Genomic DNA, 23,465 nt, shown 5'->3' with positions numbered 1-23,465 from the left:
AAAAGGCTCATTGTACAATGAGCCTTTTTTAGTTTAATATGATGAGATTACAGGCTCACCCCACGTTTCCATGGAATGAAGTCGTCCTGATTTAACAGTTCAGCTTTCGTCTTTAATTCTCCACTGGCAGTTTTGATCACATATTCCAGGATCTCTTCTCCCATTTCTTCAATGGTCTTTTCACCACTGATGATAGTACCTGTATTGATATCGATGATATCCGGCATACGGTTCGCCAGTTTCGTGTTGGTAGCGAGTTTTAAAACAGGAGCGATCGGGTTGCCGGTTGGTGTGCCGAGACCTGTGGTGAACAAAACGATGTTAGCACCGGAACCTACTTCTGCAGAAGTGGATTCAACGTCATTACCGGGTGTACAGAGCAGGTTTAGCCCTGGTTTGGTGACATATTCTGTATAGTCCAGCACATCCACTACAGGAGAAATACCGCCTTTTTTAGCGGCGCCGGCTGATTTAATAGCATCAGTGATCAGGCCGTCTTTGATGTTGCCAGGCGAAGGGTTCATATAGAAACCTGAGCCTGCAGACTCTGCCTGACTTTCATAAGCCCGCATGATGTGGATGAATTTATCGGCAGTGTTCTTCTCAACACAACGGTTGATCAGTTCCTGCTCCACACCACACAGTTCAGGAAACTCGGAAAGGATAGAACTGCCGCCCAAAGCTACCAGCAGGTCAGAGGTATGGCCTACCGCAGGGTTGGCTGATATACCAGAGAAGCCATCAGAACCACCGCATTCGAGGCCGATAACCAGTTTGGAGAGCGGGGCTGGCTGACGGGTTACCTTATCAGCTTCTACCAGTGCAAGGAACGTCTCCCTGATTGCGTCTGACAACATCTCAAATTCCGAAGGACTCTTCTGCTGTTCAAACACCAGTACCGGCTTGTCGAACTGTGGGTTCAATTTGTTCAGTGCAGCTTTCAGTATGGATACCTGAGCATGTTGACATCCCAGGCTTAACACTGTTGCTCCCGCCACATTCGGATGATGGATATAACCCGCCAGCAGTGCACAGAGCGCATCTGAGTCCTGGCGCGTACCTCCGCAACCACCTTCGTGTGTCAGGAACTTGATACCATCGATATTGGAGAAGACAGTATTACGTTTGTTGGTAAGCGTTACTGCTTCTGCCTTATAAGTTTTTATTGCATCCAGGTTACCGCTTTTGTATAGGGATACGAGGTCCTGTACCTGCTCGTTGTATACTTCTGTCGGAGCAAATCCCAGCCCTTTTTCAAAGGCCGTTTTGATCACACTTACATTGCGGTTTTCGCAGAAGACCAGTGGTATCACCAGCCAGTAGTTGCGGGTACCTACCTGTCCGTCTTTACGTGGAAAGCCCATAAAGGTGCGGTCTTTCCATTTGCTGACATCAGGTTTCTGCCATTCAATGCTGCCTTCCTTTTCATGAAAAGCGTTGGCATCATGCTTAATATTCTCAGTAGTAATGATTTCTCCCTTGTGGATGGGGGTATTTGCTTTACCAACAAGTACACCGTACATAGTAATAGGATCGCCGGTCTGAATGTCGGAGATCATGAATTTATGTTTAGCGGGAACATCTTTCAGCAAAGTAATTGTGGAACCATTAAACCTGACTGCTGTGCCACGCTGCAGGTCCTGCAGGGCGACCAGTACATTGTCATCAGGATGTATTTGTAGAAACGTATTCATAATAGCTAAAGTATAAAATATCATCACCCACTGTTAATACTAAAATCTTAATCCTTGATAAGATTTTGCCTTTAGAACAGTCGGGACCGCACAAGTGTTTAGCTAAAACATTTTAGCCCTTTAAGATTAGCCCTCCTGTTATTTCCGGTATTTTATGCAAACGTTTGCAATTTTCGGCTTTAAGCGTTACCTTTCATTCAGGTTATGAAAAAAGATGCAACTGATACAGCATCCCCAACATGAATTATCATTTCTTAATTTAATATGTCGAGATTATGACTGCAGAAACCAGGTATGCCGCCAGCCCGGCAGAAGTGCTGAGCTGGAACACCGCACAGACCAGGAAGGAACTTTTGATAGAACAGCTTTTTGTACAGGATGAGATTAAACTGGTGTATAGTCATTATGATCGTTTTGTGACCGGCGGGATCTTCCCGGTAACTAAAGCCCTGACGCTGACACCGCCGGACCAGTTCAAAGCCGCTTATTTCCTGGAAAGGAGAGAGCTTGGTATTATCAACGTAGGTGGCGCCGGTGTGGTAAAAGTGGACGGCGAAACTTTTGAGATCGGGTTTAAAGAAGCATTATACATCGGAAAAGGCCGGAAGGAACTACTGTTCAGCAGTAAGGACGCCACCGCTCCGGCTAAGTTTTACCTGAATTCAACGCCGGCCCATCATGAATATCCTACCCGTCACATTACCCGTAAGGATGCAGAAGTAGTAACGCTTGGCACGATGGAAACAGCCAACCATCGTACTATCAATAAATTGCTGGTAAGTACTGTGCTGCCCACCTGCCAGCTGCAGATGGGGATGACCGAACTGAAACCCGGCAGTGTATGGAACACGATGCCTGCGCATACGCACGACAGGCGTATGGAAGTTTACTTTTATTTTGAAGTTCCGCAGGGGCAGTCAGTATGCCATTTCTGGGGGCAACCACAGGAGACAAGACATATCTGGATGCAGAATGAGCAGGCAGTAATTTCTCCTCCCTGGTCTATTCACTCAGGTGCCGGTACCAGCAACTACACTTTCATCTGGGGTATGGCCGGTGAAAACCTGGATTACAGCGATATGGATGTTTGCGCAATACCTGATCTCAAATAAGAACCATGAAGCGGATATTTTTATTGTTAATGGCCACAGGTATTTGCCATTCCAGCCTGCTGGCCAGTTCCACGAAGCATGCAGTTGCTGCACCGCTAAGCATTACGATCAAAAATCCTTCTGCTATTGCCCGCAATGAAGAACTTGTGGAAATACCATATGCCAGACTACATGCGGTCACCGGCCCTTTTAAGCTGATCAACAAACAGACTGGAAAAGAGCTGCCTTACCAGCTGGCATATGAGGGGGCTCCGCAGCCTCAGTTGCTACTGGTGCAGGTGAGTGTTCCTGCTCATGGCAATGTAGTTATTACAGCCGTACCGGGTAAACCAGCTCCCGTAGTATCCCGCACTTATGCGCGTTTTGTGCCGGAGCGAAAGGATGATTTTGCCTGGGAAAACGACCGTGTTGCCTTCCGTATGTATGGAGCCGCATTGGAAAACTTTCCCGCTGAAAATGCGCATGGCGTAGACGTCTGGACAAAACGCACCAGTGAGCTTGTGTTGAATAAGTGGTATAAAACCAACGATTATCACCATGATAATGGACAGGGACTTGATTATTATCATGTAGGCATGACGTTGGGTGGTGGCGATATTGCGCCATATATGAATGACTCTATCTATTATCCGCGTAATTACAGAACCTGGAAAGTACTGGACAGTGGCCCTTTGCGCTGTACCTTCCAGCTGGGTTATGAAGCCTGGCAGGTAGGTAGCACAACGGTGTCTGTTGTGAAAACGGTCTCACTGGATGCCGGTTCTCAGCTCAACAAAATGACTGTACAATACACGCTGAAGCAAGGGGATAGCTTACCGGTAGTAGCCGGTATCGTGAAACGGCCGGCGCCTGGCACTATCCTACTGGATGAGAAAACAGGTATTGCAGGCTATTGGGAGCCGGAGCATGGAGCTGATGGCATCACAGGTGTGGGACTGGTATTGCCCGTCCATCAGGGGCCTATGGAGGTAACAGCACAGCATTTGCTGGCCCATGCCAAAGCAAGTGCTAAACAGCCCTTTGTGTATTATTTCGGTGCAGCATGGAACAAGGCGGGCCGTTATACCAGTGCTGCGCAATGGTTCACTTATCTGCAGACGTTTGCCGAAAAGCTGTCAGCTCCACTGGAAATAAACATCAATCAGTAAAAAGGTATAATACTTATATGATCTTACAATCATTTGACCTGAGAGGTAAAACCGCGTTGGTAACAGGATGTAAAAGAGGGATAGGCTTAGGGATGGCTGTAGCACTGGCAGAAGCGGGAGCTGATGTTATCGGTGTGTCAGCATCGCTGGAAAAGGAAGGCAGTGAAGTGGAAAAGGCTGTCAAGGCTACAGGTCGGAAGTTCTATGGGTACCAGTGCGATCTGGGAAATCGTGAGGCGTTGTATGCTTTCATCAAAGAGGTAACAGCACAACATCCTGCCATAGATATCCTGGTGAATAATGCCGGCACTATTCTGCGTAAGCCAGCGGCAGAACATCCGGACGAATACTGGGATGAAGTGATCAATATCAACCTGAATGCGCAATTTATCCTGACCCGCGAAATCGGTAAAGGAATGATAGCGCGTGGCAGCGGAAAGATTATCTTTACAGCATCGCTTCTCACCTTCCAGGGGGGGATCAATGTACCTGGCTATGCCGCCAGTAAAGGAGCGGTAGGTTCACTGGTAAAAGCCTTTGCCAATGAATGGGCCGGTAAGGGGGTGAATGTAAATGCGATTGCTCCGGGATATATTGCTACTGATAATACAGCTGCATTGCGTGCAGATGAAAAACGCAGTGCTTCTATACTGGAGCGTATCCCTGCGGGGCGCTGGGGAGAACCGGCCGATTTCAAAGGGCCTGTTGTATTCCTGGCTTCTGCGGCAGCCGATTATGTACACGGTACGATTCTCACGGTTGACGGAGGGTGGATGGGGCGATAAACTGCACCTGAATATTGATCTATGAGCAAAAGAACAGAAAAGACAATTGTTGATATTGCGGAAGAGCTGAAACTTTCCGTATCTACCGTTTCCCGTGCGCTGAACGATCATCCCAATATCAGCATCCGCACAAAGGAAAAGGTAAAGAAGATGGCGAATAAGCTCGGATACCGCCCCAATGCGATGGCCGCCGGTTTGCGCAACAGTAAAAGCCGCACCGTGGGCCTGGTTGTGCCGCGTATCTCTATGTTCTTTCCTGCTACCATCAGTACAGTTATACAGAACAAACTGCACGAGCACGGGTATCATGTGCTGATCTGTCAATCCAATGATTCCCTGGAACAGGAAATAGCGCTCGCAGAAACCCTGTATTCTACCAGGATCGATGCACTGGCTGTTTCCAGTACACTCTATACAACCGACTTTTCACATTTTGACATTTTTAAGGATAATCATATTCCGTTGGTATTCTTTGACCGCGTACCGAAAGATTACAAGGTGAAAGTGATAAAGGGCGATGATTACCTGGGAGGTTATACCGTAACAGAACACCTGATAGAAAAAGGCTGCAGGGATATAGTACACATTTCAGGACCACTGACCTGTAACCTGTACACAGAACGCGTGGCAGGATATAAAAATGCCCTGCGTAAGCATAAGATCCCTTTCAAAAAATCAAGGGTTTTCTACCAGGAGCTCACGAAAGAAAATGCCTTACTGACCTGTGAGAAGATCTTTTCCAGGCAGCCTTATCCTGATGGGATCTTTGCTGCTAATGACACGACGGCCATCACTATACTGGAATACTGCCGTAAGATCAATGTGCGGGTACCGGAAGATCTCAAAATAGTGGGATACTCCAATGATCCGCGTGCAGAGATCATTACACCTTCCATCACTTCCGTCGATCAGTTCCCGGCTATTATGGGAGAGCGGGTAGCCAATGCACTGCTGGACCTCTTACAGCAGCCCGGAACAACACCACAGCGTTACTCGGAAGAATTGGTGCCTATCCAGCTGATAGAGCGTGCATCTTCAGCAGCGCCCGTTTCAAAACCTAAAACAAGCGTAAAGAAGAAAGTAAAATAAAAGCAGGTATGCTGTCAACGGCAAGCCTGCTTTCACTATCCTTTTAAGTGCAAACGATTGCGTAAATATAATTGGTAAGTAGCCGCAGAATCAGTAATGCGGTTGATAAAATTACACGAGATGAAAAAACTACAACTCCTTTTCTGTGGATTATTGTTGTCGGGCAGTATCACTACTGTATATGCCCAAAGCAGCCGCAAACAGCAAATGAACGAGCTGGCGAATAAGACGCTGGACCTGGCGGTACGTCAGTATAAGCAGATGATGCAACACGTACCGGACAGTGTTTTGCCGCGTACCACCAATAATGCAGACGGTAGCCTGGTTACCGCTAAAACAGGCTGGTGGACTGCAGGGTTTTATCCCGGTACACTTTGGTACCTGTATGAATATTCAAAAGATAATACGCTGAAGCAGGAAGCACTGAAACGTACCGCACAGGTAGAGATCGAAAAAAATAACAAGGGTACACATGACCTGGGTTTTATGCTGTATTGCAGTGCGGGAAATGCGTACCGTATCACCAAAGATCCTAAGTACAAAGACGTACTGCTGACCAGCGCACGTTCCCTCTGTACACGTTTTAATCCGAAGGTGGGTTGTATCAAATCATGGGACCATGGTAAGTGGGAATTCCCGGTGATCATCGACAATATGATGAACCTGGAATTACTGACCTGGGCTACCAGGGCAAGTAAAGATCCTTCCTTTGATCGTATAGCCCGTACGCACGCCAATACAACTATAAAGCATCATTTCAGGCCGGATTACAGTTCCTATCATGTAATTGGATATGATTCCACCACCGGAACCGTACTGGCAAGGAACACTCATCAGGGTGCAAATGATACTTCTGCATGGTCCCGCGGACAGGCCTGGGGCTTGTATGGTTACACCATGATGTACCGCGAAACAAAAGATAAAGCCTACCTGGAGCAGGCAAAACATATTGCTGATTTCATGCTGGGACATCCGCGTATGCCGCAAGATCTGATCCCTTACTGGGACTACGACGCACCTGGCATTCCGAACGCAAAGAGAGACGCTTCTGCGGGCGCTGTGGCGGCATCTGCCTTGCTTGAGCTAAGCCGTTATACGAAAGGCGATATATCTTCCCGGTACTGGAAAGCAGGGGAGAAGATGCTGGAAAGCCTGGCTAGTCCTGCTTATCTGGCAAAAGAAGGTGAGAACAACAACTTCATCCTGATGCATAGCGTAGGCTCTCTTCCGCACAATTCCGAAGTAGATGTACCACTCACATATGCCGACTATTATTTTGTAGAAGCTTTGTTACGATACAAACAATGGTCTAAGTAATGCACAGACGTCACTTTATAAAAGCAGTTCCGCTGGCTGGCATGGCCGGGGCGGTTAACTCAGGCAACTTCCTGCAGGCAGCACAACAGCCGGCAGGAAGTGCTGGTTTTGAGACAGACCGGGAATATTGGGTACAACTCCTGACCCGCATCGCAGAACCGGTCATGAAAAATCTGAGCCTTGGGCAGCTCCGGCAAAAAATGCCGACCGAGAAAGCACCCGGTTACAATAAGCCGGTCGAAAAGGTGACCTATCTGGAGGCTTTTGGGCGCACTATGGCCGGGATCTCTTCCTGGCTGGAGCTGGGTGCCGATAATACTCCTGAGGGCAAAATAAGGGCTCGTTTTATTGATTATGCGTTAAAGGCCACAGAACAGGCAGTGCAACCTGGCGGGCCTGATTATATGAACTTTACAGGCCAGTTTGACGCACAGCCCCTGGTGGACGGCGCTTTTCTTGCACATGCCTTTATCAGGGCGCCCAGGCAGTTATGGCACCCCCTTCCTGCTGCCGTCAAGCAACAGGTAGTTGCCGGCTTTAAGAGCCTGCGCAGTATCAGGCCGGGATACAATAACTGGCTGCTTTTTGCTGCCATTATCGAAGCGGCATTGCTGTTGTTTGGAGAAGAGTGGGACGGTATGCGGGTGGATTATGCAGTGAAAAAGCACCAGGAATGGTATAAGGGAGATGGGATGTATGGCGACGGGGCCGACTTCCATTTTGATTATTACAATGGTTTTGTCATACAACCGATGCTGACAGATATCCTGAAAGTACTGTCAGATGCTGGTAAGATCAATCCGAAAGAATACGATCAGGGTATCACCAGGATGCAACGTTATGGCGTTATCCAGGAACGGCTGATCTCTCCTGAAGGTACTTTCCCGGTAGTAGGCCGTTCCATGACTTACCGGAATGCTGTTTTTCAGCCACTGGTACAACTGGCGTTACATGAGCAGCTGCTGGAAGAACTGAAGCCCGGACAGGTGCGGGCGGCTATGACCGCTGTGATGAAGAACATCTTTGAGACGCCTGGTACGTTCGACAAAGATGGCTGGTTGCAATTAGGTTTCTGTGGCCATCAGCCGGAAATAGCAGATGTATATACATCCACCGGCAGTTTATACCTGTGTACTACAGGATTCCTGGCATTAGGACTGCCAGAAAAAAATGCTTTCTGGACGGCTTCCCCCGAAGAGTGGACCGCGCAAAAAGCATGGGCGGGCAAAACAGTGAAGAAAGACCATGCGCTTTAGTCGGTATTGATGTCTATCAGTCCATACCTGATACCGAAAATAACAAGACCCACACGGGTTTTAACTTTCAGTTTGTCGCAAAGACTGCTCTTGTAGTCATCAATGGTTCGGGGACTTACAAACATCTTCTGTGCTATTTCCTTGTACGATAATTCTGTACAAAGGAATTGCAGGAATGTCTTTTCCTTAGGTGTCAGTTCTATCTTTTCGCTAAGTGATAATACATCTTTCTGTAGGCCGGAGATCACCTTTCCTGAAATGTAATCAGGCAGATAGAAATCTTTCTTTATGATAGAATCAAAGGCTTCTTTCAGATCGTCAGGTTCAACGTTCTTCATAATATAACCCTTGGCGCCGGATTTCAACATCTTAATGATCACGGACTCATCGTTCAGCATAGAGAGCGCAAGCACCTTGATCTGAGGGAAATGGTTATTGATCCAGGTAGCAGTTTCATAACCGTTCATACCCGGCATGTTCACATCCAGTATCAAGATGTCGGGCAGCTGTAACTCACGGTTATTGATGATCTTGATCACTTCTTCCCCGTTACTGGCTTCAAAAAGTATGAAGTAATCAGTAAAGGTATTAATCAGCCTGCCAAGTGCTTTTCTGACGAGCACATGGTCATCGGCAATGGCAACACTATATTTCGCTTTCCTGGTTATGCTCATGAAATGATTGTTTATTTACGGGTATAGTGATACGAATGGCGGTCCCGCTATTTTTCGCACTATTGATATGGAATGTACCTCCTATCAGGGATGCTCTTTTTCGAATGTTCATCAGTCCTAGTCCTTTTGACCTCTCCTGTTTGGCGAAAAGCGCTTCAGGATCGAATCCAACACCGTTATCCTTGATCTCAAGGACAAGGATATCTGTTTTATGAGAAAGTCGGATTTCTACTCTACTCGCTTTGGCATGTTTCACGATATTGTTGAGCATTTCCTGTATGATGCGGAAAAGTATGATTTCTGTCTGATGGTCCAGCAGGTTCCGAATGTCAGCAAAATTAAAAGAAGTTTCGTACAAATTAGTCCTCTTTAGTCGCTCCAGTTCGAAATCAATAGAATTGACCAGGCCTACTTCCGTGACGCGGTCGGTGTGTAAACTGCGTGAAAGATCTCTTAGTTCTGTGATGGCTTTTTGCAAAGCCTTCCTGCTCTCTTCTATATATTCCTGTGCTTCACTGTTGTTCTCTACCGGTACTGTTAATAAGGATAAAGCTACGAACGTGAGGGATTGCCCGATATTATCGTGTATCTCCTGAGACAAATGTCCGAACACATTCTCCTGGATTTCAAGTTGTGACCTTAATAGTTCCTGTTCATACCTTTCTTTCATTAATCTGAGTTCCTGCACCTGTGCCTGCCTGCTTTTCTGATTCAATATCAACATAATAATGATGAAGCCCACCAGTAAAACAAGTAGGAAGAGGGATGTAAAAATGACTAGGAATACCTCCTGAAAATCAGATTGCATATGAACGAAATGCTAAACAATAAATATAGGATAATATTTACCATAAGATTTATGATATAAAGCGTTTTATAGTTATAGAATGGCATTAGTGAGATGGCATTCAGTACCCCCGTTAGCGGCGGACTGCAGGTATAAAAGAACAGCAGGCCGGTGGATACCCAGAAAGCGGGCTCGTGCAGCAGGCTATGCGGCCCCGGATATTTGATACGCTCATAAAAGTAACAGATGCTGGCTGTTACCACTATAATGCAACCCGATAGAAATGTGTAAGTATTGAAAGTGTCCAGCTTTTGTATAAAGACCAGGTTAATAAGTGCCAATAGTGGATAAATGATCAAAAGGACTCCCATTACATTGATCATTCTCTTATTGGCCATGAATGAACGTAGCAGAAAGATCAGGTAGGTGAAGTTGATTATTCCATAAAAATTATAGAAGATCAGGTTGTGCTTATTATGTATGTTATACCACCAGGCCATCATTTCTATAGCAATGGTCACCAGGATATATATGATAAACGTATTCAGGTACCGTGGAGGGTTTTTCTGAAGCTTAGCCAGCAATGCGATGATAAAGCAGATAATGATGATAAATACATGCATAGGTATTCGTGATAGAACCGCTTTAGAAATCAAGAGCATATATATATGTGCACATGACATAGAATATGAGTGGCAAATATTTTAAACTGTTATTAATGACTTTGATGCGGCTGGTAAATTAGTAAAAGTGGCGATAAAATAAATTCAGAGGCTATAAAAAAAGCTGCCGGATACCATCAGGCAGCTTAGAACTTGATTTATGAGGATGGGGAAACGCTATCGGTTCGCAGGCTGCAGCTCTGTAGTTTCACAAACGCTTTTCCACTGCGGGTCGCCTACACAGCCGGGAGGGCAGGGCAGTCCCCAGTTGAATGCCACCATTTCTGGCCCTTTCGGTGTGGAAACATACATGTCTTTGTTTTCGGTTTTACCGGTTTCACTGATTTTCTGTCTTGTAGCCACAAAAACGATAGTTTGTCTATCCTGCAACAAAATGTTTTCCGGAAAAACAGAAGGGTATACCCCGAAATAAACCCTGATGCCGTCAGCTCCAGCTTCTTCAGCGGTAGCGATGTATTGTTTCAGTTCGTCCAGGCTATACCATACGCTCAGAGAATCGGGTTTGCCAAGACGCTCAGAATTCGCTTTCCATCTCTTCTGTGTATAATTTTCGCGCAGCATAGTGACGTGCTTGTTGTCTACGAACTGACCTACTTTCATGGTTTTAGCGGCTGACATAAGATATTGTATTTTAGGTTTATCAATCATTAACAACCTAAAACTAGGTTTTAAGACATGGGAAAAACATTGTAAGTTTATGATTATCATAACATTACAAACATAGGAAATTTATAATTACTTCCAGCTCAGATTATATATAATTTTATATAATATAAAAACCGTGTATTTATGCCCCTTTTTCCTTGAAACACGAAGATCATTCTGCGTAAATAACGGTGTAAATTTACCGGATAATATCGGTGGCAAAAAAAAATCACATATAAGAAACGCTTTTTCCAGGTAATTAACCTCAGAATCATACACGTATTATATATGGCTTGAAAATCGGTCCGCCGGATACCGTGAAATACCGGATACCTATTTACCGTGATTTACGCAGTTTGCATTTACGTATTTATACATTTCCTCTTGATTCATTGCCGGTTTTTTCTCCCCGCTTACCTGTATAGGAATTGCTGTTTATCAGTTATTTATCTCTTTGAAGTGCTCTATTGGCATGACTCACAGGCATTTTGCTCTACCGGCATTTATTTTCGTGTTGTAACAGGTATCTCAAAGTGAGGATTCAGATGTCTCGCATACACTCTTAATGACAACTTCCTGAACTTTATTTTCTCTAATATTGAGAAGGCAATTAAGCCTGAATGCTGATTTAAAATATTGTACCCTTTGAAAACCCTAATTGTATTGTCCCCCCCAAAGTACCATAACTGGCCTGCTTTTTAGCAGGCCTTTTCTTTTGTATAGTTCAACTACGTTGTACCTTCAATGATATATTCCTTCAACGCCGAAAAGTCATAAAAAAAGCGGAATGAAATAACCGTATCAGCGGTGTTGTTATCCGCCGGATTGAATAACGTTACCTCCGTTTCGCTCTCAGTGATCCAGGTATTTTGCACACCAGACTGCACCTTCCCCGTAAACGGCTCGCCGTACAACTGACTCAATCGCCATGCCAGTTGCTCATTGGCTTCCTGCGGATAAAGAAATATGCGGTTAATAAACCCATCTTCGTTGATGCCTGTCAACAGGTGCTGCAGGTTAATGCCCGGATCGTCTTTCTCAATTGTACCTCTTGCCGTTCCGTTAAATGCATGATAATGAGCAGCGTCAGGATAAACCCGAAAGTTATTCTTACCGGTATAGGAGGGAAAAGGTAGCATGCCGGGTATTTGTTCCGGCTTTTTGCCCAGCTGTATATCACCAATGCCCAGGTTGTGGAACCTGAAGCTGTGCTGATGTGGGATTGCTTTCATATATACGGGTTAGTATATATAAATCTACGTAAAAATTAAGAGGGATGGACAAGAGTAAATCCTCTCATCCATCCCTCTTTTTTTTATGAGTAAGGAGATTATTTCTTCGGTTTTGCTCCCATCTGGAACACCAGACGCCCTCCTTTCATGATATCTGCATGGCTGATGCTGTTAGTCAGCACAGGCTGTCCGTTCAGCGTTACCTGCTGTACATACACATTCTTATCGCTCTGACCAGGCGCCTCCACAGTGAAAGTATTGCCATTCTCCAGCTGGATGGTGGCTGCTTTAACCGCCGGACTTCCCAGTATATACTGGTCGGAACCCGGACATACCGGATAAAAACCCAGAGAGGTGAATATATACCAGGCGCTCATCTGGCCACAGTCATCATTACCTCCCAGACCGTCTGCGCCGGGATGGTACATCTTCTTCAGGATCATACGTACTCTTTCCTGTGTTTTCCATGGCTCGCCTGTCCAGTTGTAGAGATAAGCTACGTGATGAGATGGTTCATTTCCATGTACATAGTTTCCGATGATGCCGTCGCGGGAAATGTCTTCGGTCTCAGCAAAGAATTCGTCCGGCAGATGCATGGTGAACAGGCTGTCCAGGTGACCGGAAAAACGCTTCTTGCCTCCGTTCAACGCAATCAGCGCTGCCGGATCTTGCGGCACATACAGACTGTAGTTCCACGCATTACCTTCAATAAAACCCTGGTTATCTGTCTTCAACGGATCGAATGCAACACGGAAAGTACCATCGTTCAAACGTGGACGCATATATCCGATACTTGCGTCGTACACATTGCGGTAGTTCTGGGAACGTTTGATGAATTCGTCATAGATATCCTGTTTGCCCAGCTTCTTTGCGACCTGCGCTATACACCAGTCATCATACGCATATTCCAGCGTCTTGGATACAGAAGAGCCGTTTTTATCTTCAGGTACATAACCTTTGTCGATGTAATAACCCAGGCCATCGTAAGTGCGGTGTCTGGCTGTTGTTACACAGGCTGCCAGCGCTTTCTCTGCATCAAAAGGTGCATTGCCTTTAATGATCGCATCTGCAATGAGCGATACGCTATGATAACCGATCATACACCAGTTCTCATTGGCGTAGTGCGACCATACAGGCAGCATATGCTGTACGCTCTGATCATAATGCGCCAGCATTGACTGGATCATGTCTGCATTACGTTTAGGCTGTATCACGTTGAACAACGGATGCAATGCCCTGTAAGTATCCCACAGGGAGAAAGTAGTATAGTTGGTGAATCCTTCTGCTTTGTGATTGTTCTGGTCCAGGCCACGATAACTGCCGTCAATATCCATGTAGGTAGTCGGGCTCAGGAAAGCATGATACATGGCGGTATAGAAGTTGATCATCTCATCGTTGCTGTTCAGCTGTGCGGTGATCTTATGCAGCTCTTTGTTCCACTGCGCCTGTCCGTCCTGCTTTACTTTTTCGAAATCCCATCCTGGTATTTCTGCACGCAGATTGGCCAGTGCGCCTGCTGTACTTACAGGAGAGAGTGCGAATTTGATCTTGACCTTTTCACCCGCCTGCACTTTGAAGTCAAACCAGGCCCTGATATTACGGCCGGCCATTTCAGGGAAATCGTGTGCTACGTCAAATTTACGCCAAAAGCCCTTGTACACGTCATTGGCGTAGTTCTGATGACCATAGTGGGAAATAGGTTTGGAGAAAGACATCGCAAAATATTCAATCCTCGTACGCGCCCATCCGTTAGTCTGCCGGTAACCCGTTATCAGTGTGTCATTCTCAACTCTTACAAATGTCCACACATTTTTATTGCCATAGTTATAAATGCCGGCCATCAGATCGAGCACAATATGTGCCTGGTCTGTCGCCTCCGCAAAAGTGTACTGATGAAAGCCCACCCTGTTGGTTGCGGTCAGCTCAGCGGTGATGTTATATTTATCGAGCTTTACTTTATAGTAAGCTGCTTCAGCTACTTCGTTATCGTGTGAGAAAGTGGAACGGTAGCCGCTTTCCGGATTGCTGGCCGTACCGGGGTTCAGGTACAGTTTCCCTGTTGTGGGCATGATCAGGAAATCTCCCAGGTCGGAGTGACCGGTGCCGCTGAAATGTGTATGACTGAATCCCGTAATGGTTTTGTCGACATACTGATACCCTGCGCAGTATTTGTACACATCCGGATTGTAACGTCCATTCATCTCATAGGGAAGCGTATCTGTTTCCGGGCTTAATTGCACCATTCCAAAAGGAACAGTAGCACCGGGATAGGTATGTCCCATTTTTTCTGTACCGATAATGGGTTTTACATATTGTACCAGATTTTTGTCCTGCGCCTGCAGGGAAAGCTGGGTGCATAAAGAAAATGCGGTGAATAAGGAAAGACGGGTAGCCAAGCGTGAGCCCATTGTCAATAAGTGTTTTAACGATTAGAGAACCTTGCAAAGTAATAGTTCCGGTATAAACAGGATGTCACAGCCGGGTAAAAGACTTTAAATGAAATGTAAATAATGAAAAAATGAGGCATTTTCAATATTTTGTCGGCAAATTCAGCGAGCAGTGACAAAACCGATATTAGTAATAAAATTTGGGACAGCCTCCATCACACATGAAAATGGGGAGCTGGATGAGACAATAGTAGCCTCCATAGCCAGGCAGGTAGCAGATCTGAAAGAAGAATATAATATCGTACTGGTATCGTCAGGAGCAGTGGCTGCAGGCAAGAAATACCTGAAACAATACGGTGGCACAATGAGTGAGCGTAAGGCGGCGGCAGCCATCGGTAACCCTTTGCTGCTCAGTAAGTACGCCCGGTACTTTTCCCCGTACGACATTGCCATTGCGCAAAGCCTTTGTGAACGCAGGCATTTCAGTAACAGGGCACAGTTCCTGCAACTAAAAAAAACATATGAAGAACTCTGGGCCAGCGGTGTAATACCCGTGGCCAATGAGAATGACGTGGTGAGTGACCTGGAGCTGAAATTCTCCGACAACGATGAACTGGCTACCCTGATAGCCGTGGGCTTCGGTGCTTCCATGCTGCTGTTCAGTACTTCCGTAGGTGGCGTATTGGACAGGCAAGGCAAGGTGGTACCACAGATAGATGCGATCGATGAATCAGTGCTGTCGCTGGCAGATACCAAAAAATCGAGTCTGGGACTGGGAGGAATGGTGTCCAAGCTGACCTTTGCCCGTCTGGCTACCCGCATGGGCATCAAAGTGGTGATATTTGGTATCCATACTCCCGATGGCATTCTGAATGCCATCGCCGGGAAAACAGGTACCTTGTGCCTGCCGCAGCCATGCAGTATGCCGGCGCGCAAGAAATGGCTGGCCAGCGGTAGCCTGGTGACCGGCAGGGTGCTGGTGGACGAGGGTGCGTTGTCAGCTCTGCAGAAAAGACGTAGCTTGCTGGCAGTGGGCGTGTTGACCGTGCTGGAAAGATTTGAGGGAGGTGAGGTATTCGAGATCGTGGACGAAGAACACAATGTGATTGCAGTAGCACGTGCCAAGGTCTCTTCCGACCTGCTGTCGGAAGACGGTAAAACGCAGAACCTGGAGATTGCACATGCGGATGATATTGTGCTGTTATAAAATAAACAAGTAAAACTGGCGGAATATGGAATCCATACAACCTTTACTGGTGCAGGCACAGGCAGCCACACGTTCTGTGAAAACACTGCCCGATGAGCAGAAGCAGCAATTGTTGCTGCAGCTGGCCGACCGGATTGTAGCACATACCGCTGATATTGTAGCGGAAAACAAAAAGGACCTGGACAAAATGTCTGACCAGGACCCGAAAAAAGACAGGTTATTACTGAACGCCAGCCGTATACAGCAACTGGCAGACAGTCTAAAAGATATAGCTCACTTACCCGACCCGGCCAACCAGCTGCTGCTGGAAAGAACACTGCCCAATGGGTTACAGCTGCAGAAACGTACCGCCCCCCTGGGAGTGGTGGGCGTCATCTATGAATCACGCCCGAACGTAACACTGGATGTTGCTGCTTTATGCATTAAGTCCGGTAACGTCGCTGTACTGCGTGGCGGCACAGATGCATTTCATACGAATATCATTCTCGTTAAGCTGATCCAGGAAGTGCTGGCCACCTTTAAAGTTGATGTGAATGCAGTGCAGTTATTGCCGGTGGAAAGGGCACTTATCGGAGAAATGCTAACAGCTGTAAAGTACATTGATATCATTATTCCCCGCGGCTCCCAGCAGCTGATCGATTACGTACGCGCTAATTCAAAGGTGCCTGTGATCGAAACCGGCGCCGGCGTTTGTCATACGTATGTGGAAAAGACGGCGGATCTTGAGATGGCCAGTAAGGTGATCACCAATGCAAAAGTATCCCGTCCTTCCGTATGTAATGCACTGGATACTGTATTGGTAGATGAACAGGCAGCACCCGGATTACTACGGCTGCTGGCTGACGCCCTGCAGGATTATGATGTGGAGATCTTTGCAGACGAAGTATCATACAACATACTGGAGGCGCTGGAATACCCGTACCTGATACGTGCTACGGCAGCAGATTTCGGACGGGAATTCCTGGACTTCAAATGTTCCGTAAAAGTGGTGAACGGTGTGGACGAAGCCCTGCAGCACATTCAGGAGTATTCATCCAAACACTCTGAAGCTATTATATCAAAAGATACTGCAATCAGTGAACGTTTCCTCAATGAAGTGGATGCTGCCGCCGTATACATGAATGCCTCTACCCGGTTTACCGACGGAGGTGTGTTCGGATTGGGCGCAGAAATAGGCATCTCTACACAGAAATTACATGCAAGAGGACCTTTTGCACTGGAGAAACTTGTCACTGAAAAATGGTTTGTAAGAGGAGATGGGCAGGTTAGATAACCAGCTCATCTACCTTTTTAAAATGATACCCCTGTTGCTTCAGATACCTGATCAGCGCATCTAATTGTAGATAGAATTTGTCCTTTCTTCTGGCGTCTGTACCTGCATGGATGAGTAATATAACCCCATTCAGCTTTCCCGGCCTGCGGGTTTCAAATGCTTTTACTGCATGCAAAATAGCTGCGCTGCTTTTGTAGGATGCGCCCATCTGCGGATAAGTGTAGTCGGCGTTACTACTGGTACCCGGTGTAAAACAAACGATCTGTAATCCTATCTTTTCCGACCACGCAGCAATAGTATCATTCCACCATTCATAGGGTGGGATATAAGTATGCACCTTTGCAGTATCAATGCCCAATGCCTGCATCTTCGACAGGTTTGCCTGCATATCAGCGCTGAACTGCTGTCGTGAAACGAGCAGGCTGTCCCGCTTTTTCCAGTCGCAGTAAAGCAGGTGTTTATCTGAATGCGGGCCTAAGTAATGACCATTGGCATACAGCCGTTTAATATCCCGCTGAAAATGAGTGTTGCTATAAAAATTCCCCGTAAAGAAAAAAGAACCTTTTACCTGCTGTTGCTGCAGCACATTAAAGATGTGCGGTAAGCCTTCCCCAAATTCATCCCCCGTAAACACCAGCGCCATTTCCTTCCTGGTACTGTCCATTCTCGTAATGCCACCTTGTGTGATAGTATATCCTTTTTGCCGTGCAGCATTTTCCTGTGCTGCCAGCAGATAGATCAACACAGCAGTACCATCCATGGTAGGCTCATTGGTGCTATAGTCTCCATAGTCGTCGTGATATACCGCCAGGTTGCTTTGAAACTCAGCATATTCGTCCGCATCCTGCAATTGTATACCGATCAGGTTTTTGAAGATGTTGGTATATACAGGTCCGTCCACCAGTCCGCCGTCTATCGGGTATTGTTTCAGATGAGTGAAAGAGGAGTGAGGGTCGGAAGGCGTGTCGCCATGTTGAGGTAAACCATATACCATAGCTGTGCCCCAGGGATTGCAGCCGAATATCCAGTCAAAACAGGCCTGCTCCAGTTGCAGGTAAGTATTGTCCCCACTCAGTTGCCTGTACCAGTAACACTGGATGGCAAAGGCCACGGTGAGGTTGTTGCTGCACCAGATAAAAGGAATGCCCCGGTAGAATGCATTCTGCGAAGCCTTGCGCCATACGCGTTCAATGCCTTCTTTATAGTAGCGGATCAGTGTATCCCGTTGTGCCCCTGTTGATAATCTGGCCAGTTCCGCATGACCAGGATTGACGAACGGATACCATTGATAGTGGCGGGCAGTATCCTGTCCGAGCCAGGGCGTGACAGGTTCCTGTCGTGCAAAGTTCCATGCATTATTGAGATAGGAGCCGCCCAGGGAAGCCGCTGCCAGTTCCATGTCATCCGTCCAGTTATCTTCTTCATAGAAATAAGGAGAGCGTCCGGGAGCTGTCTGACAAACGCCCGGTTTCAGCATACCCAGGTTATAAGCGGCGCTAGCCTTGTGCTGAAGGATGTCTGCATAAGAAGGCTGCAAATCCGCAAACAGCTTTGTGCCCAATGCAAAACAGCTACTGAACTTTCCAGCCGTAGAAGCTACACCCGTGCTGCGGTTCTTATATTTTAACAACCCCTGCGGCTGTCCAGTACAGAAGTAAACGGGACGTTCCAGTCCACGGCCATAGAAATTGGTATCCTGCCGCGGAATGCGCATACCCTGGTGGTCGCGGTCATCACCTACCTGGTTATACATCCTGTCGTCCTGGGGGTTCATTTTAATAAGCCAATCCAGGCCCCATTTTGCCTCATCGAGCACGTCTGCAATGCCATTATCGCCAAGTAACCCATTGGCCTGTAATGAGTCTGTAAATACATTTGGGAAGTCACGATAAGCTGCCAGCAGATGCCAGGTGGCGTTGGCTGAAGTAGTAACATATTGCAGATAGTCCGAAGCATCATGCCATCCGCCGGAAACCGGCACAAACACGCTATCAGGTCCATAAACGGGAAAGCCGTCATGCGTATGACAGGAATCTTTCAGGAAAGGATTGAAGCCATTCCGCTGCTGCCGCATATACCGCAGGCAGAAGTCGGCTGTGCCTTTATATACTGTATCACTAATAGAGAATACCGGCGACTTTGCCCCGCCTGCCTGTAAATAATATCGTCCCGGCAGGGTAAATGAAGAAAAATCCAGCCTGCTGGTTTGCCGGAACGGCCCATAAGCACCCGCCGCCCTGCCCGCAGCATGTTTGAATACTACCTCACCTGTAGCGGCATTGACAAGCTCAAAATATTTTAATGTATCTTGTTCTTTACTGCACCAAACTGCCACCTTACTGCTGTGCGGCGCATAACCAAGCTGGTTAATGCGTATCCAGTTGGCAGGAAGTGGAAGGCTGATAAATGCGGATAATACCAGCAAGAGCAGCTTTTTCATATTACGCAGTTTTTGGTGGAAGTACTGTGAAAATATAAATTTATTCGTTTTTCTGCATATAGTTATGCGTTTTTTGCGTTTTTGTGTTTATATTGAAACGTGAATATGCGTTTTTGTGCGGCTTTAATCAAAGAAATTCTACCTTGTTATGACACCAGGCCTTTTATTTTCTATTGTCATTGCGTATTTCGTTATCCTATTGATCGTAGCCTGGTATACCGGCCGTAATTCAAACAACGACTCTTTTTTCATAGGGAACCGTAACAGCAACTGGATGCTGGTAGCCTTCGGGATGATCGGTACCTCGCTTAGCGGCGTCACTTTTGTCAGTGTACCGGGCGATGTGGGTAAGACGGCCTTCGGTTACTTCCAGGTGGCTTTGGGAAATATGATGGGATATGTGGTCATCGCATTCGTGCTGCTGCCTTTATATTACCGGCTGCAACTGACCTCCATTTATAATTATTTCAGTACCCGCTTCGGGACGAAGTCGTATAAAACAGGCGCATCATTCTTTATATTATCAAGAACCCTGGGCGCTACCGCAAGGTTGTACCTCGTGGTGAACATCCTCCAGAACTTATTGGAAGAGGCCTTTAAAGATCAGTTCCAGGTGCCTTTCTGGCTCACCACACTGATCATCCTGCTCATGATCCTGCTGTATACGTTTGAAGGAGGTGTGAAGACGATCGTGTATACAGACACACTGCAGACCACCTGTATGCTGGCAGGTCTCGTTATTTGTATCGTGTATATCCTGAACCGCCTTGACATGAACATAGGCAGCAGCCTGCAGGCAATGGGCACCAAAGGTATGTCGCAGATCTTCTTTACAGATCCTAACAGTCCGCTGTTCTTCTTCAAACAGATCCTCGGTGGCGCCTTTATTACGATCACCATGACAGGTATGGACCAGGAGATGATGCAGAAGAATATCTCTGTTAAACGCCTGGTAGATGCGCAGAAGAACGTGATGACACTCAGCCTGATCTTCGGTGTGGTGATACTCCTCTTCCTGTTCCTCGGTGGTTTATTATACCTCTATGCTGAAACCATCGGCGTAACAGCTGCTTCGGATAAACTGTTTCCTACACTGGCCCTCGATGCGCAGCGTATGCCGGCAGCTATTTCAGTGATCTTTATTATAGCCCTGATCTCTGCATTATTTCCCAGCGCGGACGGAGCCATCACAGCACTGACCTCTTCTTTTTGTATCGATATTCTGAACATTCAGCGTAGAAACGACCTGTCAGAGAAAGAAAAGAAGAATACCCGGCGGATGGTGCACCTTGGTTTCAGTGCGGTGTTCCTGTTGATAGTATTAGTGTTTAAGCACATCGATAGTCAGAGTATGATCTCTGTAATACTGAAGATAGCCTCATACACCTACGGACCTTTACTGGGTTTATTTGCCTTTGGTATTCTGACCAAACGTACGGTAAATGACGACATGGTACCGGCTATCGCAGTAGCGGCGCCTGTGCTCTGTTATGTGTTGGAGATGACGCAGACATATCTTTTCAAAGACTATAAAATAGGCCTGGAACTGCTTGTTATTAACGGATTGTTTATGTTCATCGGTTTATGGCTGAGTTCCCGGAACTTTCAGAAAAAAGGACTACTGTCCTGATCTGTAAAAATTAATGCTACAAATATGCTTACAACTGAAATGTCTTCCCGGTTCAATGACCTGGAGAAGATGAGTGTCCGCGCCCTGCTGGAAGGGATCAACAGCGAAGATGCTACGGTGCCACAGGCAGTAGCGAAAGCCATTCCCCAGATAGAAAAACTGGTAACGGCAGCGGTGGAGAAAATGAAGCAGGGAGGCCGTCTGTTCTATATTGGCGCCGGTACCAGCGGAAGACTGGGTATCGTCGATGCATCAGAATGTCCGCCTACATTTGGCGTGCCCCACGAACTGGTAGTAGGTATTATTGCCGGAGGCGACAAAGCCATTCGCAAAGCGGTGGAATTTGCAGAAGACGACAGGCAACAGGCTGCGAAAGACCTGGATAGTTTTAATATCAATGATAAAGATGTGGTAATAGGCATCGCTGCATCGGGTACTACGCCTTATGTAATAGGAGGCGTGAAAACCATGCGGGAAAGAGGTATTATGACAGGTTGTGTAACCTGTAATACAGGCAGTCCGCTGGCAGCCGCAGTTGAATATCCTGTAGAAGCTGAAGTCGGCGCTGAGTTCCTGACCGGCAGTACCCGCATGAAATCAGGTACAGCACAGAAGCTCATCCTGAACATGATCTCCACGTCCATCATGATACAGTTGGGAAGAGTGAAAGGGAATAAGATGGTAGACATGCAGTTGAGCAATCATAAGTTGGTAGACCGTGCTACACGGATGGTGATGAGTGAACTGAACGTAGATGAAGCCACAGCGCGTCAGCTGATAGCAGAAAAAGGAAGTGTAAGGGCAGCAATAGAAAGCAGAAAATCATGAACAGGAATCTTCAACGTCTGTTTACAATTGCACAAAAGCCGGTAAGGCGCATTATCGGACTGATGTCGGGTACATCACTGGATGGACTGGATGTGGCACTGTGTGCTATCAGCGGTAGCGGAATGGATACCCGGGTTACGGTGGAACATTTTGAAACAGTACCTTACCCGATAGCAGTGAAAGATGAGATCAGGAAAGTGTTTGCAAAAGATACCATCTCTTTCCGGCAGCTTTGTCTTCTGCATCCATGGCTGGCACACCTGCATGCACAATGGATACTGGAATGCCTGCAAAAATGGAACCTTACCCCGGAAGAGGTTGATCTGATCGCCTCTCACGGGCAGACTGTTTATCACAGTCCGAAGATATTACACCGCCTGCCCGATTTTCCAAATGCAACTTTGCAGATCGTTGATGGGGACCATATAGCGGTTAGCACCGGCATTATCACGCTAAGCGATTTCAGGCAGAAACATATTGCCGCCGGTGGAGAAGGAGCACCACTCGCTTTATACGGAGACTACTGTTTATTCTCGAAAAAAGGAGAAGACAGGATCATGCTGAATATGGGCGGTATCGCCAACTTTACTTTCCTGCCTGGCGATCTTGATCCATCAGGTGTCTTCGTAACAGATACAGGTCCCGGCAATACGTTGCTGGATGCCTTTGCAAGAGCCTTCTTCCAGGCGGAATACGATAAAGATGCCTTGTTCGCTAAACAGGGTACTGTCAATGAAAACCTGTTGACAGCATTGAAGGCGGATCCGTTTTTTAAAGAACCATTCCCACGTACAACTGGTCCGGAGTTATTTAGTAAGGACTATGTAAAAACAGCACAGGAGCATAGTGATACAATCGGTCTTTCCCCTTATGATATCATGGCTACACTGACCCGATTCAGTGCAGATACGATCGCAGATGCGCTGCAAAGTGTATTGCAGACAGATAAGCACTACGCGGTATACGCAAGCGGCGGAGGGGCACATAATCCGCTGCTGACAAGCCTGATCAGGGAAAGGCTACCACGCCTGGAATTCCATACCACCGACGAATTAGGCATCGCCGGAGATGCAAAAGAAGCCGTACTCTTTGCCATACTCGCCAATGAAGCAATTTGTGGGGAAGGCATTGATTTCGGTAAACCCGGCATGCCTGCCATCACCATGGGCAAACTGTCATTTCCTGCATAAACCCGCATTATCGTTTTTAATCCTGCTAAAAGCAGCAAAAAAGTGCGGGTTATATTTTGTTTTCTGCGCTTTTTTGCGGAAATTGATC

General features: G+C 46.8%; 19 protein-coding genes. 11 read left to right on the top strand and 8 right to left on the bottom strand.

Translation table 11 applies throughout. The annotated features are described in order from the left end of the window. Nucleotides 1-47 precede the first annotated feature (47 nt). Entirely contained in the window at nucleotides 48-1,694 is a 1,647-nt protein-coding gene (locus L3C95_RS13040) for a UxaA family hydrolase (protein ID WP_236388058.1), read from the bottom strand. Nucleotides 1,695-1,969: 275 nt separating this feature from the next. Here L3C95_RS13040 and kduI point away from each other — a divergent pair, with 275 nt between their 5' ends. The 6 genes from kduI to L3C95_RS13010 all read left to right on the top strand — a co-directional run bounded on the left by kduI (nucleotide 1,970) and on the right by L3C95_RS13010 (nucleotide 8,401). Next, nucleotides 1,970-2,806 (top strand): 5-dehydro-4-deoxy-D-glucuronate isomerase, encoded by an 837-nt coding sequence (gene kduI / locus L3C95_RS13035; RefSeq protein ID WP_236388050.1) that lies wholly within the window; start codon nucleotides 1,970-1,972, stop codon nucleotides 2,804-2,806. 5 nt (nucleotides 2,807-2,811) lie between these two features. After that, a complete protein-coding gene (locus L3C95_RS13030) occupies nucleotides 2,812-3,954 on the top strand; it encodes a DUF4861 family protein (protein ID WP_236388049.1) in 1,143 nt (380 codons plus the stop codon). 20 nt (nucleotides 3,955-3,974) lie between these two features. Continuing rightward, nucleotides 3,975-4,739 (top strand): 2-dehydro-3-deoxy-D-gluconate 5-dehydrogenase KduD, encoded by a 765-nt coding sequence (kduD, locus tag L3C95_RS13025; RefSeq protein WP_317207688.1) that lies wholly within the window; start codon nucleotides 3,975-3,977, stop codon nucleotides 4,737-4,739. Nucleotides 4,740-4,760: 21 nt separating this feature from the next. After that, nucleotides 4,761-5,828, top strand: a complete 1,068-nt coding sequence (locus L3C95_RS13020) for a LacI family DNA-binding transcriptional regulator (RefSeq protein WP_236388045.1) — start codon at nucleotides 4,761-4,763, stop codon at nucleotides 5,826-5,828. A gap of 120 nt (nucleotides 5,829-5,948) precedes the next feature. Beyond that, nucleotides 5,949-7,145 (top strand): glycoside hydrolase family 88 protein, encoded by a 1,197-nt coding sequence (locus L3C95_RS13015; RefSeq protein ID WP_236388043.1) that lies wholly within the window; start codon nucleotides 5,949-5,951, stop codon nucleotides 7,143-7,145. Beyond that, nucleotides 7,145-8,401, top strand: a complete 1,257-nt coding sequence (locus tag L3C95_RS13010) for a DUF2264 domain-containing protein (RefSeq protein WP_236388041.1) — start codon at nucleotides 7,145-7,147, stop codon at nucleotides 8,399-8,401. The genes L3C95_RS13015 and L3C95_RS13010 overlap by 1 nt, the downstream gene beginning before the upstream one ends. On the opposite strand, the gene L3C95_RS13005 is transcribed toward L3C95_RS13010, so the two are convergent. The 6 genes from L3C95_RS13005 to L3C95_RS12980 all read right to left on the bottom strand — a co-directional run bounded on the left by L3C95_RS13005 (nucleotide 8,398) and on the right by L3C95_RS12980 (nucleotide 14,830). Next, entirely contained in the window at nucleotides 8,398-9,075 is a 678-nt protein-coding gene (locus L3C95_RS13005; RefSeq protein ID WP_236388034.1) for a response regulator transcription factor, read from the bottom strand. The two genes, L3C95_RS13010 and L3C95_RS13005, sit on opposite strands and share 4 nt — an antisense overlap. Beyond that, entirely contained in the window at nucleotides 9,047-9,799 is a 753-nt protein-coding gene (locus L3C95_RS13000; RefSeq protein ID WP_236388033.1) for a sensor histidine kinase, read from the bottom strand. Before L3C95_RS13000 ends, L3C95_RS13005 begins: the two co-directional genes overlap by 29 nt. A gap of 53 nt (nucleotides 9,800-9,852) precedes the next feature. Continuing rightward, nucleotides 9,853-10,485, bottom strand: a complete 633-nt coding sequence (locus L3C95_RS12995) for a hypothetical protein (RefSeq protein WP_236388031.1) — start codon at nucleotides 10,483-10,485, stop codon at nucleotides 9,853-9,855. Nucleotides 10,486-10,701: 216 nt separating this feature from the next. Continuing rightward, nucleotides 10,702-11,163, bottom strand: coding sequence for a hypothetical protein (locus L3C95_RS12990; RefSeq protein WP_236388029.1), 462 nt, complete (start codon nucleotides 11,161-11,163; stop codon nucleotides 10,702-10,704). Between the two features lie 755 nt (nucleotides 11,164-11,918). After that, on the bottom strand, nucleotides 11,919-12,422 hold the full coding sequence (locus L3C95_RS12985; RefSeq protein ID WP_236388028.1) for a hypothetical protein: 504 nt from the start codon (nucleotides 12,420-12,422) through the stop codon (nucleotides 11,919-11,921). A gap of 98 nt (nucleotides 12,423-12,520) precedes the next feature. Beyond that, nucleotides 12,521-14,830, bottom strand: coding sequence for a GH92 family glycosyl hydrolase (locus L3C95_RS12980; protein ID WP_236388026.1), 2,310 nt, complete (start codon nucleotides 14,828-14,830; stop codon nucleotides 12,521-12,523). Between the two features lie 151 nt (nucleotides 14,831-14,981). Between L3C95_RS12980 and proB the strand changes: the two genes are divergently transcribed. Both proB and L3C95_RS12970 read left to right on the top strand, forming a co-directional pair. Continuing rightward, nucleotides 14,982-16,016 (top strand): glutamate 5-kinase, encoded by a 1,035-nt coding sequence (gene proB / locus L3C95_RS12975; RefSeq protein WP_236388018.1) that lies wholly within the window; start codon nucleotides 14,982-14,984, stop codon nucleotides 16,014-16,016. A 25-nt stretch (nucleotides 16,017-16,041) separates the two neighbouring features. Next, the gene (locus L3C95_RS12970; RefSeq protein WP_236388010.1) at nucleotides 16,042-17,289 is read left to right on the top strand and encodes a glutamate-5-semialdehyde dehydrogenase; all 1,248 of its coding nucleotides are present in this window, start codon (nucleotides 16,042-16,044) and stop codon (nucleotides 17,287-17,289) included. Here the strand turns inward: L3C95_RS12970 and L3C95_RS12965 are convergent. Then, on the bottom strand, nucleotides 17,282-19,729 hold the full coding sequence (locus tag L3C95_RS12965; protein ID WP_236388001.1) for a glycoside hydrolase family 9 protein: 2,448 nt from the start codon (nucleotides 19,727-19,729) through the stop codon (nucleotides 17,282-17,284). The genes L3C95_RS12970 and L3C95_RS12965 overlap by 8 nt on opposite strands. Before the next feature lie 148 nt (nucleotides 19,730-19,877). Between L3C95_RS12965 and L3C95_RS12960 the strand changes: the two genes are divergently transcribed. From L3C95_RS12960 to L3C95_RS12950, 3 genes are read left to right on the top strand one after another with little or no spacing between them, the layout of a single operon-like run. Further along, nucleotides 19,878-21,359, top strand: coding sequence for a sodium:solute symporter (locus tag L3C95_RS12960; RefSeq protein ID WP_236387999.1), 1,482 nt, complete (start codon nucleotides 19,878-19,880; stop codon nucleotides 21,357-21,359). Nucleotides 21,360-21,383: 24 nt separating this feature from the next. Beyond that, complete coding sequence (gene murQ / locus L3C95_RS12955; RefSeq protein ID WP_236387997.1) at nucleotides 21,384-22,187, top strand: N-acetylmuramic acid 6-phosphate etherase; 804 nt, start codon at nucleotides 21,384-21,386, stop codon at nucleotides 22,185-22,187. Beyond that, nucleotides 22,184-23,377 carry an anhydro-N-acetylmuramic acid kinase gene (locus L3C95_RS12950; protein ID WP_236387991.1) on the top strand — a complete coding sequence of 398 codons (1,194 nt, stop codon included), beginning with the start codon at nucleotides 22,184-22,186 and terminating at the stop codon, nucleotides 23,375-23,377. The genes murQ and L3C95_RS12950 overlap by 4 nt, the downstream gene beginning before the upstream one ends. The last annotated feature ends 88 nt before the right edge of the window (nucleotides 23,378-23,465 follow it).

It is taken from the genome of Chitinophaga filiformis (assembly GCF_021646545.1).
In the GTDB taxonomy this organism is placed as follows: Bacteria; Bacteroidota; Bacteroidia; order Chitinophagales; family Chitinophagaceae; genus Chitinophaga; species Chitinophaga filiformis_A.
The sequence above is the reverse complement of the archived record's forward strand: the minus strand, read 5'-3'. Positions and strand labels throughout refer to the sequence as shown.